The 14,911-nt window shown below is 60.6% G+C and carries 9 protein-coding genes; 5 read left to right on the top strand and 4 right to left on the bottom strand.

Annotated elements, in window-relative coordinates; genetic code table 11:
- Nucleotides 1–31 precede the first annotated feature (31 nt).
- On the bottom strand, nt 32–1,171 hold the full coding sequence (locus A15D_RS15015; RefSeq protein WP_102792588.1) for a TRAP transporter substrate-binding protein: 1,140 nt from the start codon (nt 1,169–1,171) through the stop codon (nt 32–34).
- A gap of 155 nt (nt 1,172–1,326) precedes the next feature.
- The gene (uvrD, locus tag A15D_RS15010) at nt 1,327–3,489 is read right to left on the bottom strand and encodes a DNA helicase II (RefSeq protein ID WP_102792587.1); all 2,163 of its coding nucleotides are present in this window, start codon (nt 3,487–3,489) and stop codon (nt 1,327–1,329) included.
- 175 nt (nt 3,490–3,664) lie between these two features.
- Between uvrD and A15D_RS15005 the strand changes: the two genes are divergently transcribed.
- A complete protein-coding gene (locus A15D_RS15005; protein ID WP_233192259.1) occupies nt 3,665–6,544 on the top strand; it encodes a GGDEF domain-containing phosphodiesterase in 2,880 nt (959 codons plus the stop codon).
- Between the two features lie 137 nt (nt 6,545–6,681).
- Here the strand turns inward: A15D_RS15005 and A15D_RS15000 are convergent, their stop codons facing one another.
- On the bottom strand, nt 6,682–7,671 hold the full coding sequence (locus tag A15D_RS15000; RefSeq protein ID WP_102792586.1) for a hypothetical protein: 990 nt from the start codon (nt 7,669–7,671) through the stop codon (nt 6,682–6,684).
- Between the two features lie 84 nt (nt 7,672–7,755).
- Here A15D_RS15000 and A15D_RS14995 point away from each other — a divergent pair, with 84 nt between their 5' ends.
- The gene (locus tag A15D_RS14995) at nt 7,756–8,601 is read left to right on the top strand and encodes a metal-dependent hydrolase (RefSeq protein ID WP_102792585.1); all 846 of its coding nucleotides are present in this window, start codon (nt 7,756–7,758) and stop codon (nt 8,599–8,601) included.
- A gap of 200 nt (nt 8,602–8,801) precedes the next feature.
- On the opposite strand, the gene A15D_RS14990 is transcribed toward A15D_RS14995, so the two are convergent.
- Nucleotides 8,802–11,090 (bottom strand): mechanosensitive ion channel domain-containing protein, encoded by a 2,289-nt coding sequence (locus A15D_RS14990; protein ID WP_102792584.1) that lies wholly within the window; start codon nt 11,088–11,090, stop codon nt 8,802–8,804.
- A 256-nt stretch (nt 11,091–11,346) separates the two neighbouring features.
- Here A15D_RS14990 and A15D_RS14985 point away from each other — a divergent pair, with 256 nt between their 5' ends.
- The 3 genes from A15D_RS14985 (at nt 11,347) to A15D_RS14975 (ending at nt 14,780) form a co-directional block, all read left to right on the top strand.
- Nucleotides 11,347–12,024, top strand: coding sequence for a M24 family metallopeptidase (locus A15D_RS14985; RefSeq protein ID WP_102792583.1), 678 nt, complete (start codon nt 11,347–11,349; stop codon nt 12,022–12,024).
- 42 nt (nt 12,025–12,066) lie between these two features.
- Entirely contained in the window at nt 12,067–13,809 is a 1,743-nt protein-coding gene (locus A15D_RS14980; protein ID WP_102792582.1) for an SDR family oxidoreductase, read from the top strand.
- A 125-nt stretch (nt 13,810–13,934) separates the two neighbouring features.
- On the top strand, nt 13,935–14,780 hold the full coding sequence (locus tag A15D_RS14975) for a MerR family transcriptional regulator (protein ID WP_022985858.1): 846 nt from the start codon (nt 13,935–13,937) through the stop codon (nt 14,778–14,780).
- Nucleotides 14,781–14,911 lie beyond the last annotated feature (131 nt).

Below are 14,911 nucleotides of genomic sequence, written 5' to 3'. Positions count from 1 at the left end.
CTGATAGCTGATAGCTGATAGCTGATAGCCCTCAGCCTTCCAGCGCTTTACGGATATTCAGGTACGGCTGCTCGGCGATGGCCATGGTGTTGATGGATTCATCGCGGAACTTGCGGTACGACTGATACACCTTGCGGGCATCCTTGTTGTCTGCCACCAGCGCCTCGACCACTTCATCACTGGCGTCCTTCAAGGCCTTGAGCACATCATCCGGCAGGCGACGCAGTTTGGTGCCGTGCTTGTTGACCAACTCGTCCAGGGCGGCGTTGTTGCGTGCGGTGTACTCATCGAGCATGTCCTGGTTTTCTGACTGGGCGGCATAGCGAATGATCGCCTGCAGATCCGCCGGCAGGCTGTCCCACACTCTCTTGTTGATGGTCAGCTCCAGAGTCGGGCCAGGCTCCTGCCAGCCCGGGTAGTAGTAGTACTCTGCCACCCGGTGCAAACCAAAGGTCAGATCGTTGTAGGGGCCAACCCAGTCTGCAGCGTCGATGGCACCGGTCTGCAGGGAGGTGAACACTTCCGCCCCGGGCAACTGCACTGGCGTGGCGCCGACCTTGGCCAGCACTTCCCCGGCCAGGCCAGGCATGCGCATTTTCAGACCCTTGAGATCGTCAACACTGCTGATTTCCTTGTTGAACCAGCCCGCCATCTGGGTGCCGGTATTACCGCAGGCAAATGGCTTGAGATTGAACTGGGCATACAGGTCATCCCACAGTTCCTGGCCACCACCATGGTGCAGCCAGCCATTCATTTCCTGGGCGGTGAGCCCAAAGGGCACAGCGGTAAAGAACGGAGTCGCCGGGTGTTTGCCTTTCCAGTAGTAGGCTGCGCCGTGGCCCATTTCGGCACTGCCCTGGCGCACCGCATCAAACACCTCGAACGCCGGCACCAGCTCTTTGGCGCCGTACACCTTGATCTTGATCCGCCCGGCAGACATTTCTTCCACTCGCTTGGCAAACCGGTTGGCACCCGCGCCCAGGCCCGGGTAATTCTTCGGCCAGGTGGTGACCATCTTCCATTCGTAGGTTTGCGGCTGCGGTTTTTTCTTTTCCGGCGCACCGGCGGCGGCCTGACCTTCGGCAGGCGGGCAGTCTTTCTGCTCACATCCAGCCAGTGCCAGGCCACCCAGGCCCAATCCCAGGGCAGAAACGAATTTACGACGGTCCAATGATGTGTCCTCCTTGGTTGGGCCGCGGCAAATTGCAGGCCCATTGTTCTTTTCGACGGGTCGGACGTCAGACGTCTGAAGTCGGACGCTAAACCCGCGGTAACGAAGATGGTCTTGTCTGCGTCAGACGTCCGTCGTCCGACGTCAGACTTTCTTCAAATCACTTCCAGACGCGCGTACTGGCTGACCAGCCATTTGGTACCAGCGCCGTCGAAATTGATCTGCAAGCGTGCATTGGGGCCCTTCCCCTCGAAGTGCAGCACCGTGCCTTCGCCGAACTTGGGATGCAACACGCGCGCGCCCAGCACAATACCGTTGGCCTCGGTTTCCCGGATCGGCTTGCTGCCACCGCCCATGGGGCGGCTGAAACCGGCGCGGGCACGAATCTCTTCCATGGCCTCGGCGGGAATCTCGCGCAGGAAGCGGCTGGGCGGGTTGTAGTTTTCGTTGCCGTACAGGCGACGGCTTTCCGCATGGGTCAGGTACAGTTCGCGCATGGCGCGAGTCAAACCCACGTAGCAAAGACGACGCTCTTCGGCAAGGCCACTGGGGTCCTCACTGGAACGCTGGTGAGGAAACAGGCCCTCTTCCATGCCACAAATGAACACCACCGGGAACTCCAGCCCCTTGGCCGAGTGCAGGGTCATCATCTGCACCGCGTCCTCATGGGCATCGGCCTGACCTTCACCGGACTCCAGCGCCGCGTGATCCAGAAACGCCGTCAGCGAGTCCATCTCGGAATCTTCATCTTCCTCACCGAACTCACGGGTGGCAGACACCAGCTCTCGCAGGTTTTCCTGGCGCTGCTGCCCCTTCTCGCCTTTTTCCTTGCCATGGAACGCCACCAGACCACTGGCCTCGATGACATGCTCGGCGGTTTCCCCCAGATTCAGCCCCTCACACTGCTGCGCCAGCTGACCGACCAGATTGAGGAAAACGGCCAGTGCATTGATCGCCCGGGCAGTTAGCAACTGCTCACTGACAATGGCCTGCCCGGCATCCCACAGCGAGCAACCACGGGCCTGGGCCACCTCCCTCAACGTTTCCAGGGTCTTGTTGCCAATGCCGCGAGTGGGCGTATTGACCGCCCGCTCGAAGGCGGCATCTGCGTGACGGTTGCTGATCAGGCGCAGGTACGCCAACGCGTTCTTGATCTCGAGACGTTCGAAGAAACGCTGCCCCCCATAGATGCGGTAGGGAATACCGGCCTGCAGGAAGGCTTCTTCCAGCACTCGTGACTGGGCATTGGAACGGTACAGCACGGCCATTTCCCGCCGCGCGGTGCCTTCCTGGAACAGCTTGTCCACCCGGCCGGCCACGAAGCGGGCTTCGTCCACTTCGTTGAAGCCGGCATACAAGCGAATCGGGTCGCCATCGCCGCCTTCGGTCCAGAGTTCCTTGCCCAGACGATCGCTGTTGTTGTCGATCACCGCATTGGCCGCTTTCAGGATGGTGCCGGTGGAGCGGTAGTTCTGCTCCAGGCGGATGGTGCGGGTATCCGGGAAATCACGGCTGAACTTGTGAATATTCTCGATCTTGGCGCCGCGCCAGCCATAAATGGACTGGTCATCATCGCCCACAATGGTCACTGCATTGTCTTCACAGGCCAGCAACCGCAACCAGGCGTACTGGATGCTGTTGGTATCCTGGAATTCGTCTACCAGAATATGGCGGAAGCGGCGCTGGTAGTGCCCCCGCAGGCTGTCGTTGTCGCGGAACAACTCCAGCACCCGCAGCAGCATCTCGTTGAAATCCACCAGGCCGCCGCGCTCGCAAGCGTCTTCATAGCCGGAATAGATCTTTTGCATGGTCTGGACAAACAGGTCGCCATTGGCGTCCATGTGTCTGGCGCGCAGCCCCTCGTCCTTCTGGCTGTTGATGAACCAGGTGGCCTGGCGGGCCGGCCAGCGCTGTTCATCCAGCCCCAGCTCCTTGATGACCCGCTTGATCAACCGCTGCTGGTCATCGGCATCAATAATCTCGAAGCCCTGGGGCAGGCCGGCCTCCTGCCAGTGCGAGCGCAGCAAGCGGTGGGCAATGCTGTGGAAAGTGCCCACCCACATACCGTCCGCTGACATGTCCAGCAGCTGCTCAATACGGCCGCGCATTTCGGCGGCCGCCTTGTTGGTAAAGGTCACCGCCAGAATACCGAACGGCGAGGCCTGTTCGGTGGCGATCTGCCAGGCGATCCGGTGCACCAACACCCGGGTCTTGCCCGAGCCGGCCCCGGCCAGCACCAGCAAATGGCGGTCATCGGCTGCCACCGCATCGCGCTGGGCCGGGTTCAAACCATCAATAAGGGAAGTCACGTCATCCATGGCGCGGGAGTTTAGCAGAATGTGGGCCCAAGAAACCCCTGCTCGGCGGGAGTGATTGGGGAGCCTCTGTCCCGCCCTTGAGATAGGCAAATAAAGGCGGTTCCCCTTCTTCCTGTCGATGGGTACACTGACAAACAAAAACACTCGGCTTCACGGCCAGAGGATAATAATCAAGGTGTCTTCGCAGTCTCCGAACAAAACAGCCCACGCTCCCTTCAAGGGCGTGCTGACAGAACAATGCCAGCTGCTATTCAGTGGCGTTGTCGTGCTGTTTGTCCTCGAATCCATCAGTGCCGCCGCGCTTGCCGGCTTTTACTGGAATGGAGAGGTCCCCCGTTCCCTGCTACTGGGCTGGCTGGCCACCGTGATTGTGGTGCAGCTGCTGCGCTTGCCCCTGCTGTATCTGTGCCGCCAGCGCCTGCTGCGGGACGAAATCACCCCCCGTTGCCGGGTCATGCTGTCTTGCCTGGCCCTGAGCACCCCGCTACTGATCGGCATGGCCGGGTACCTGTTCAACCCGGTAGAACTGCTGTTCCGGCCCGACTTGCTCAGCGTTCAGCTACTGTGCGCCTGCCTCGGCCTTGGCCTGAGCACCATGGCCCTGGCGGCCTACAGCAGCCATTTCCCGACCGTATTCCTGTATCTGGCCATGCTGCTGGGCCCAACCATGTACCGGCTGTCCCAGACCCAGGCCGAAACCGAGCTATCCCTCATGGTGCTGCTCTCGGTGCTGGGCCTGTTCTTCCTGCTGGCCGCCCGACGCATCCACAACACCGGCCACCAGGCGATGATGCTGCAGGCCAGCAATCGCTCACTGATCGATTACCTGAACCGTGCCCGCAGTGATGCCGAGGCCCTGAACGAGAAGCTGGCCCAGGAAATCTACGAACGCAAAGAGGCCCGGCAGCGACTGCAGGAAACCAACGAGCGCCTGGAGACCATGGTGCAGGAGCGCACCCAGGCGCTGGAAGAGAGCAATCAGGCATTGGGCGCCACCGGCGAGCGGCTGGAACTGGCGCTGGAAGCCAGCAATATCGGTCTGTGGGACTGGATGCTGGACACCGGCCGCAACTACCACACCAATTTCGACCGGTTGCTGGGCTACGACAGCGCCTACTTCAAAAACTTCTTCGGTGACCTGGAAACGCTGGTTCACCCGGAAGATCTGACCCGCATCCGCCGGGCCATGGTCGCTCACTTCAAGGGTGACAGCGACCGCTACCATGCGGTCTACCGGCTGCGCCACGCCGATGGCAGCTGGCGCTGGATCGAAGATGACGGTCGCGTGGTCAAATGGTCCGAAAAGGGCCGCGCCACCCGCATGATCGGCACCCGCCGCGACATTACCGAAGACCGCCAGGCCCAGGAACAGCAACGACTGGCCGCCACCGTGTTCGAAAATGCACCGGAAGGCATCTTCATCCTCGATCAGAAATTCCGCTTCCTGGCCGTGAATGCCCGCTTTGAACAAATCACCGGGTACTCGGAATCCATGGTGCTGGGTAAACAGGTGCTGGACCACGAAGAAACCGCGGCCAACCGCGAAGCCTATCTGTCCATTACCGCCGCCCTGAAGGAAAATGGTTTCTGGGAAGGGGAAATCAACGAACGGCGCCGCAACGGCGAGATGTTCCCGGAGTGGTTGCAGGTCAGCGCGGTGCGCGATGAGCACAAACGGGTGATTCGTTATGTGGGCATGATGTCCGACCTGACGGTTCGCAAGGAAACCGAGCAACAGCTCCAGTTCCTGTCCAACTACGACCGCCTGACCGGCCTGCCCAACCGCTCCCAGTTCCGCGAGCACCTGCACAAGTCCCTGACCCTGGCCCGCCTGAACCGGGAAAAGGTCGCGTTGCTGATGATCGACATGGACCGCTTCAAGCCCATTAATGAGTCCCTCGGCCACGAAATTGGCGACCGCCTGCTCAAGGCGGCCGCAGAGCGGCTTGGCGAGCATGCCGGCGGGGTCGAAAACATGGCCCGGGTTGGTGGCGACGAGTTCACCCTGTTGATGGAAAACCATGGCGGTGAAAACGTCATCACCCAGCAGTGCCAGAAGCTCATCAATGCCATGAAGAAGCCGTTCCTCATTGATGGCCATGAGCTGCTGTTGGGGGCCAGTATTGGCATCAGTATCTTCCCCGACACCGCCAAAGAAGCGCAGAGCATGATCAACCAGGCCGATATGGCGGTGTATCAAGCCAAGCGCAGTGGCGGCAACAACTACCAGTTCTATCGCAGTAACATGCGCGTGGCCTCGGTGGAGCAACTGGCCCTGGAAACCAGCTTGCGCAAGGCCATTTTCAAGAACGAGTTTGTGGTTCATTACCAACCGAAAATGGATCTGGCCACCAACCGCATCAATTCTGTGGAAGCTTTGGTCCGCTGGCAGCATCCGACCATGGGCCTGCTGCCGCCCGCCGAATTTATCCCGCTGGCCGAAGAAACCGGCCTGATCTCCGCCATTGGTGAGCTGGTACTGGAACGCTCCTGTCGCCAAGCCTACAAATGGCACAAGCAGGGGCTGGGCGACATCTGCGTCTCGGTGAACCTGTCCGCCCACCAGTTCCGCAAGGGCAATGTGGCCGATATTGTCGACCGGGTACTGTCCAGCACCGAGCTGCCACCCCACCTGCTGGAACTGGAGCTCACCGAAAGCCTGATCATGGAAGACATGGAGCAGAACATCGAGCTGCTCCAGCAACTGCGCACCCGCGGTATCGAGCTGGCCCTGGACGATTTCGGCACCGGCTATTCCTCACTGAGCTACCTGAAGCGCTTCCCGGTAGACACCCTGAAAATCGACCGGTCCTTCATTATGGATCTGGACAAGAGCCCCGACGACGCCGCCATCACCCGCGCCATCATCGACATGGCTCACAGCCTGCAGATGAACGTGGTCGCAGAAGGCGTGGAAACCGAAGACCACCTCAGCATCCTGCGCGACATGGACTGCGACAGCATCCAGGGGTACCTGATCAGCAAGCCGGTACCGGAAGGAGAGCTGGTGGAGTTGCTGCATACGCAGGCGTATAGAAAAGCGATCGACAGTTAATAGTTAACAGTGAAAAGTGAACAGCGGCCCGATCGGCGTCTGGCTGTGACTGGAAGCAAAGAGGCCGCGCCCATCGCTGGGACGCGGCCTCTTGTGTTCAAGAACCGCACACGACGACACCGCGCGCTGTTCACTGTTCACTGTTCACTCAACAGCGCGAGCGTCTCCTCCGCCTCAAAATACCCCTTCAGATGACGACGAAGCCACGCCTCAAGCAGGCCTTCCGTGCGCAGCTTGTCGAGGATCGGCGGGGCGAAGCGGCGGGCGTCGTCGAGCATCATTTCGCGGGTGACGCCCATTTCCTCCAGCAGCTCGGTCAGGCTGGTGTCGCCGTATTTTTCAAAGAAGGCATTCACCCCGGACAACAGCAGACTGTTGAAATAATCGGTATGACGTAGCTCCCGCCAGTATTCGAAACCGATCACAAACAGTTCCTGGATATCTTCACTGGTCACCAGCTCCCGCACGTCCGCCACCGGGCGCTGGGCAAACTCCTGCCAGGCCACCAGCACCAGCTCGCGCAGCTCGTCCAGGTTCTCGTCCCGGTACAGATAGGGATCACTCAGCAGCTGCTCGGTACGGCGCAGCAGCCATTCCTGCAGGCGGGTTTCCACGCTGGACACCCAGCGTGCCGGCAAGCGCTTGCCCAGTTGTTCGCGCAGCGGCGCCGGCAGCCCCTGGTGCAATAGGGTCTTGAGGCCCATCTGGGCGCCCCCGGCCAGCAACGCCAGTAGCACCGGGTTACGCCCCAGCCACGCCATTCCCTGACGCGACAGCGGGATCTCAAGCACCTTGTCCAGCAGCGCCATCACCACATCTTCATCAATGACATCCGCCACCACCCGGTCACTGTCCGCCGCCTGGTCGTAGAACTTCTCGACCATGTCGCCCACCAGTTCGGGAATCGCGCCACTAATGTGCATCTCTACCGCGTACTTGCGCGCGGTGTGATGGATCTGCTCGGCGCTGACCCACTCTGTCAGGGTGTAGCGGCCAGCCTGCTCAAGCAGGTAATCCAGTTCCGTTTCGATCAAGCCCTCCAGCTGCGCCGGGGCCAGACGGGCCAGCAGATAATCCACCAGCCCATCAAGTAAACGATTTGCCACTTCTTGTTTATTGTCTGTCATGTCGTGATGCCTGGGCGGAAAAGTCCTTGATGGTTCAGGGGTTAATTGTATCATTAACTGATGTAACAGTTATGGAGGTACGCCATGAAAGCGATCTCGATTCTTCCGATTCGACGCAACCTGAAGTTCAACCTCAACCCGGCCAAGGCCCTGACCTGGCACAAGGACGGGCTGAACGTCAGCCAGTTCCTGAACACCATGAGCTTGTTCTTTCCGGTGGGGGAACGCTTTTTCATCGATAGCGTACGCAATTACCGTGACCAGATCACTGATCCCGAGCTGAAAAAAGCGGTCACCGCCTTTATTGGCCAGGAAGCCATGCACGGCCGTGAGCACGAAGAGTACAACGATTTTGTGGCCCAGGGCGGCATCCCGCTGCATGCCCAGGAAGCGGCCGTGGCCAAATTGCTCAAGGCCTTGCAGGACTATTCGCCGAAAGGCTTCCAGTTAGCCGCTACCGTGGCTCTGGAGCACCTCACCGCCATTCTCGGCGGCGGCCTGCTGGACCTGCCAGAACTGATGGAAGGTGCCGACGAAGGCTACAAGGCCATCTGGAACTGGCACGCGCTGGAAGAAACCGAGCACAAGGCTGTGGCCTTTGATGTCTATCAGGTAGCCCTGGGCGATGACAGCAATGTTGGCGCCTACGCCCTGCGCAGCTTTGCGCTAGTGGCGGCCACCGGCATTTTCTTTGCCTTGTTCATCCCCTTCTACCTGCACAACGTGCGGATCAAGGGTGGCCTGACCGACCTGAAAGGCTGGCGCGCCGTGGCCAAACACACCTGGGGCAAGAAGGGTATCTTCCGCAACATTACCCTGCCCTGGCTGGATTGGTTCAAGCCCGGCTTCCATCCGTGGGATCACGATAACCGCCAGCACCTCGAAAACTTCGAAGCGCTGCTCGGCGATATCCTGCGGGACGCCGCATAAGGTTTTTTATTCACCGAGCTCTCCCTTTCCGGTGATTCCAGGGTCGGCACCTTCTGCCGGCCCTTTTTTTTGCCTTCTGGCAAATCACCCCAAATCCCTCGATCCCCTGGCACACCGATAGCCATCACGCCCCGTGATGAAGTCACCACACAAAAACGCCCGCACAGCAGTGCGGGCGTTGAGTCAGATACCGGCAAGACTTACTTTCCGCTCTGGGTCGACACCACCCGGTCATCGGTCAATCGCACCGGGGCCGCAGGAGCCGTGCCATCCCGATCTTCACCGAAATACAGGGTGGTATGCGGGAACGGGATTTCAATCCCCGCCTTGTCAAAGTAGATCTTCACCAGCCGGTTAAACGCCCTGCCCACGGCCCATTGGTTGCCCGGGGTGGTCTTGATGACCACACGAATATTCACCGAGCTGTCGGCAAGGGCCGTGACCCCCGCCACGGTCATGGGGGCAAGAATATTGTCCTTGTGCTCGCCGTCTTTCAGGGCCTCGAAGGCGGCCTCCAGCTGCACGATGGCATCATCAATGCTTTCCCGGTAAGCAATGCCGTACTCGCCCACGTGGTTGCCATATTCACGGGTAAAGTTCGACACGGCATCCACCGAGGAGAACGGCACAATGTGGTAGGTACCATAAAGATCCCGCAACGCCACCGAACGGATACCCACGCGCTCCACGGTGCCGGAATGGCTGCCGACGCTAACAAAGTCGTTGGTGTTCATCGCGTTCTCAAGCTGAATAAACACCCCGGTAATCACATCCTGCACCAGTTTCTGCGCACCGAAGCCGATGGCCAGCCCCAACACCCCGGCGCCAGCAATCAGCGGCGCGATATCTACACCGATCTCGGACAGCACAATCATCACGGTCATGATGATAATGGTGATCGCCAGCGTGGTATGGAACAGCCCCATCAGCGTCTCACCCCGCGCAGCCTGTGCAGGGGTGCTGTTTTCACCGGGGCTGAGCTTGTGCTCGACCAGGCTGGCGAGAGCCACCCAGACCGCTGCAGCCAGCGCCAGAATAATCAGGATATCCAGCAACGCCGACACCGTCATGGCACCGGCCTCAGTGCCATACCAGGCGGCAAGGTCATATACCCTCCAGGCATCCAGACACACCACCAACACCAGCGTCAGGATCAAGGCACGAATCACTTTTAACCCGGTCGGCACATAGGTGTTCACCCTCGCCTGCAGCCGCGGCATGCTCGCATTGATACGCTCAGACAAGCGGATTTCCTTGCCGATCAGCTGTCCCAGTGCCACCGACACCAGTAATCCCGCCCCCACATACAACAGGGTTTGCAAGGTGGCCGCGGCCACGAAAGGCACCGCCGTTTCCGGATTCAACACCGTCACCGCAAACACCAGCAAGGCATAGGCCAGGGCCAGGCCGTGCCACACCCGTGACAAGCCCAGCAAGGCCAGGCGGGCCGGGCCATGGTGATGCTCGGCCCGTTGCGCCAGGGCGGTTCGCAGCACCGTCCGTTTACGCAAGATCACCAGGGCTGCATACACCAGGGCCAGCAACATAATGAGCGTACCCATCCCATTCCCCACCGACGGCGACACATTGAAGTTCAGCACCGGTACCAGTACCAGCATGCCATAGCCAATCAGCCCCGCCTCGCGGGCAAGAAAGCGATTGCAGTAACGCGCCTGCTCCGCCGCGACCGGAAGCAAGCGCAAGCCTTCGTACCGGGAGGAGAACAACATCCTCAACCCCGCCTTCACCAGCTCAACCACCAGGAACGCATTCAGAAACAGCGCCAACCGAGTGGCATCTGCGGCCAGCTGTTCCGTCAACAAAGAGGCGATGAAACTCCCGGCCAGATAGGCCAGGGCTACCACCACAATATCCGCGACAGCCGCCATACCCACCGCAGCAGCCGTACGCAGGATCGCCAGCTTCTCTGACCCTCTGCTTGCCCAGCGACTCAACCGGATAAATGCCGACCCTGCGAGAGCCCGCAGGGCCCAGAACACCACAAAGGTAGCCACCACAAGCATCGCCAGATTCAACAGCGCGGCCCCCACCGTCTTCATGTCCAGCGCAGTCTCAGAGGCCGGGGCCACCCCGGCACCGCTATCGCTGCCAAACCAGCCGGTTACCACCCCGGTTATGGCTGCAAACTGCTGCCCCAGGTCCCCGGCAATATTGCCGGTTGCCGCGGCCATCCGACGAGCGAAGGAGACCTGTTCTGCGGTCTGGCCACTGGGCGAGCTGGCCGCAATCTGCGCGGCTGGCACCTCACCCTCCATTCCCAACGGGGCAGGCTCAGCGGCACGCTCCAGGCCACGCAACTGCTCGATCAAGCGCTCACGACGACCGTCATCTTCCAGCGCATCGGCCAGTTCACCGTATTGGCTTTGCGCGGATGATGGCGCCTGAGCCGACGCCGTTGGTACCCATAACGACAGCAACAGGCTCAATAGCAGAATGAGGTTTGGGGCTAACCGGACTTGATGCGACACGCTCCTCTCCTTTTCCCCGGACTCGCCGCTCGACCCAGCCCGGAGAAGCTAGAATTTGAATGGTATTCAAGGCCGCCACCCTAACAACTCAGCGCCAGCAAGATGTGAAGTTCACGCGAAGAAAATGTTCAAGTTTTGTAAGACCCGATTGGCCCTGGAGGAAAGCCCCCCGTGGTGCAAAGCCAACTCGGCCAGTTGACTGTCACATTGACGAGTGTAAGTATCGATAGCCATCTAACAACAACCCGGAGGCGCCATGACCGCGTTCTGGACCCCGGACCAGCAGGCGCTGGCCCCTTATCTCAAGGCGAAACATTACGCCGAGAAATGCGTGCAGATCATTGCCGGTTCCCTGCAACCGGGCATGACCGTTGCTGACTGCGAACAACTCATGCGGGACTGGCTGCGGGCCCATCAGGTCTTCGATCCTGCCCGACCGCCCAAGGTACGTTTTTCCGGCCACAACCGCGCTCGCCCCTTTGGCCTCAACAGACCGGGCAAACGCCGCTACCGTCAGGGTATGACTTATATACTGCGCTGCGATGCCGTCCTGAACGGCTATGCCGCCAAAGCCAGCCTGGCCGGCCCAGCCGAAGAACCGGCTCTGGTCGCCCTGCAGCACGAACTGGAGGAATGGCGGCAAGCCTTGCCGGCAACGCTGGCCCACGGGCACAGCCCACAACAATTGGCGGCTCGGTTTCCGGACGTTCAGCAGCGCCACAGGCTGGCACCGATCACCGGCAATCTGCCGGAGGGCAACCGCATTGCCGAGGGGGCACTGATCCCGGGCCTGTGGCAATGGCAGTTCAGCCTCAGCCGCGATGGCCACACCGTGGCCGGCAATGAGTTTCTGGTGATGGATGATCATGGCCCACGCTGGCTGAGTCAGGGCGCCGACGCGCTGACCCTGGATCCCCCAACACTGACGCAATAACCGACGACAGAGTCGACAGACAGTACAACGAGGACACACAAGATGGTGCAATGGCGCGACAGCAAGGTACGCCGCGGTGACGTGGAACTGGCGGTCAGAACCTGGAGCGATGACAAGAGTCCCACCGTTGTGCTGGTGCACGGCTATCCGGATGCCAATCATGTGTGGGAAAAAGTCGCCGAACGACTGAGCCGCGACTTCAAGGTCGTCGCCTACGACGTACGCGGTGCCGGCGACTCTTCGGTGCCCAAAGGGCGCGCCTCCTACAAGCTGCGTGAGCTGCGAAACGACTTGCACGCCGTGATGGATGCCGAATGTCCTGACGAAAAGGTTCACCTGGTGGCCCACGACTGGGGCTCCATCCAGACCTGGGAATCGGTCACCGACCCCGGCGCGGAACAGCGGATCGCCTCGTACACCACCTTGTCTGGCCCCTGCCTGGATCACGTGGGCCAGTGGATGAAAACCAACCTGAAGCAGAACCCGGCGGCGGTACTGAATCAACTGTCCCATTCCTGGTACATCGGCGCCTTCCAGCTGCCGGTACTGGCACCGGCCCTGTGGAAAGCCGGGCTGGCCAAGGCCTGGCCCGGAGTGCTCAAGCGCACCGAGAATCTCGACATCGAACCCAGCGCCAGCCAGTTGAAAGATGGTGTGCACGGTATCGAGCTGTACCGCGCCAATATGATTCCCTGCCTGCTCAAACCCCGCGAGCGCTACACCAAAGTCCCTGTGCAACTGATCGTGGCGCGGGAAGACAATTATGTGCGCCCGGCCATGCTCGAAGACCTGCCAAAATGGACCGACCAGCTCTGGCGCCGCGAGCTGGATACCGGCCACTGGGGGCCGCTGCAGCAATACCCCGATGTGACCGCCAAATGGGTACGTGAATTTATCCAGCATATCGAGGGCGGCCCGGCCAGCGCCCAATTGAAGCGCGCCAAAGTGGATGCCAACGCCCACCATGGACCCGATACAGGCAAAGTGGCACTGATCACCGGTGCCGGCTCCGGCATTGGACGCGAGACCGCGCTGGCCTTCGGTCGCCGCGGCGCCACCGTCTTGTGCACCGACATCAATGCCGATGCCGCAGCGGCCACCGCCAATGTGATTCTGGCAGAAGGCGGCACCGCCTTGAGCCGCAAGTGCGATGTCAGCAATACCCGCTCCATGGAAACCCTGGCCACATACGTGGAGAAGGAATTTGGCGCCCTGGACATCGTCGTCAACAATGCCGGCATCGGCCTGTCAGGCGGCCTGATGGAAACCAGTGTGAAAGACTGGCAGCAAGTGCTGGGAGTCAACCTGTGGGGCGTGATCCACGGCAGCCGCCTGTTCGCCCGACAGATGATCGATCAGGGCAAGGCCGGCCATATCATCAACGTGGCCTCTGCCGCTGCCTTCATGCCGTCGCGGGTACTGCCTGCCTATGCCACCAGCAAAAGTGCCGTGCTGATGTTCAGCGAATGTCTGCGCGCCGAACTGGCGGACCACCGCATCGGCGTCAGCGCCATCTGCCCCGGCATCGTCAACACGGCCATCGCCGGCAACACCCGTTTTGTGGGTGTCGATGAGGATGAACAGAGCCGCCGTCAGGAAAGCGCACAGAAGCTTTACCAGCGTCGCGCGTTTACCCCCGACCGGGTGGCTGCCGCCATTGTCCGCGCCGTGGAAACCAACCAGGCAGTGGTCCCTGTCAGCCCCGAAGCCGTGGGCATGCAATGGTTGGGACGCTTTACCCCAAGCCTGGCAAGAAACCTGGCCCAGGTAGAACTTTCACCGTAAGCCAAACCCGCTGGCCGCAGAGCGACACACCGCTCTGCGGCCAGCGAACCCTTCTGTCTCGAACCGGCACACACTCTGGCCTGCAGCCTGTAGCGCCTGTGCAAAAACCGGGCTATCATCGCGGCATGAAAACCAGTGACCGTAACCCCGCAGCCATCCTGCGCAGCCTGAAGAAATACACCCAGCCTGCCGCAGAGGACGCCCCGGCCGACGCCGGTACCCACAAGGAATACACCATCGACGAGCTGGCCCGCGAAGGCAGCTCGACGGTGCGGAACGTACGTGCCTATCAGGACCGCGGCATTCTGCCACCGCCTGAAAAGCGCGGCCGAACCGGCATCTACACCGATGTGCATCTGGCCCGCCTGAAAATCATCGGCGCCCTGCTGGAGCGCGGTTACACGCTCAATAACATTCGTGACCTGCTCAGCGCCTGGGAACAGGGCCGCGAACTCAATGACATCCTCGGCCTCGAGGTAGCGGTGACTTCCTGGCAGAACCCGGGCGTCCCCTCCTATCTGGACTACCAGGATCTGCTCGACGACTTCGGCGAGGACATCACCCCGGAAGTGATGACCAAAGCGGTAAAGCTGGGCTACATCATTCCTGAAGGCATGCGCCTGCGTATCCCCTATCCTCGCGTCTACAACGCAGGCAAGGAACTGAGCGAAGCCGGTGTTCCGCTGGATGCCGTCCTTACCCATGTCACCCTGGTTCGTGAAGAGGTCGACAAGCTGGCAGAACGCTTTATCGGCATGATCATTCACCATCTGGTGGACGAAAAGTACGGCGACGATGCCCTGCCCGAAGGGGAAGACGTGCCCAAACTGGCCGACTTCATCACCCGCATCCGCCCGCTGGCCGATGCCGTAGTCAGCGACGAACTGGGCCGGGTGCTGGAAAAGAGCATCAACAAGATTCTTGTCGACCGTCTCGCCAACGTGCTGGCGCATATCGAGAAGAACGGTTGAAAAGACAGCTGCGAGCCTTGAGCTCTGAGCTATGAGTCGCGGGCCAAGTGAGCACATACTGGTTTTCACTGCCCGCGACCAGGCCTGAAACGCGAATCGCAGCACAAAACCGCTCCGCCTCCCCCGCGGGC

It is taken from the genome of Alcanivorax sp. MD8A (assembly GCF_002888555.1).
GTDB lineage: Bacteria > Pseudomonadota > Gammaproteobacteria > Pseudomonadales > Alcanivoracaceae > Alcanivorax.
The sequence above is the reverse complement of the archived record's forward strand: the minus strand, read 5'-3'. Positions and strand labels throughout refer to the sequence as shown.

Excerpts from the sequence above, each read along its gene's own strand:
- uvrD (WP_102792587.1), bottom strand. The coding sequence starts at position 3,489 with ATGGATGACGTGACTTCCCTTATTGATGGTTTGAACCCGGCCCAGCGC.
- A15D_RS15000 (WP_102792586.1), bottom strand. The coding sequence starts at position 7,671 with ATGACAGACAATAAACAAGAAGTGGCAAATCGTTTACTTGATGGGCTG.
- A15D_RS14995 (WP_102792585.1), top strand. The coding sequence starts at position 7,756 with ATGAAAGCGATCTCGATTCTTCCGATTCGACGCAACCTGAAGTTCAAC.
- A15D_RS14985 (WP_102792583.1), top strand. The coding sequence starts at position 11,347 with ATGACCGCGTTCTGGACCCCGGACCAGCAGGCGCTGGCCCCTTATCTC.
- A15D_RS14980 (WP_102792582.1), top strand. The coding sequence starts at position 12,067 with ATGGTGCAATGGCGCGACAGCAAGGTACGCCGCGGTGACGTGGAACTG.
- A15D_RS14975 (WP_022985858.1), top strand. The coding sequence starts at position 13,935 with ATGAAAACCAGTGACCGTAACCCCGCAGCCATCCTGCGCAGCCTGAAG.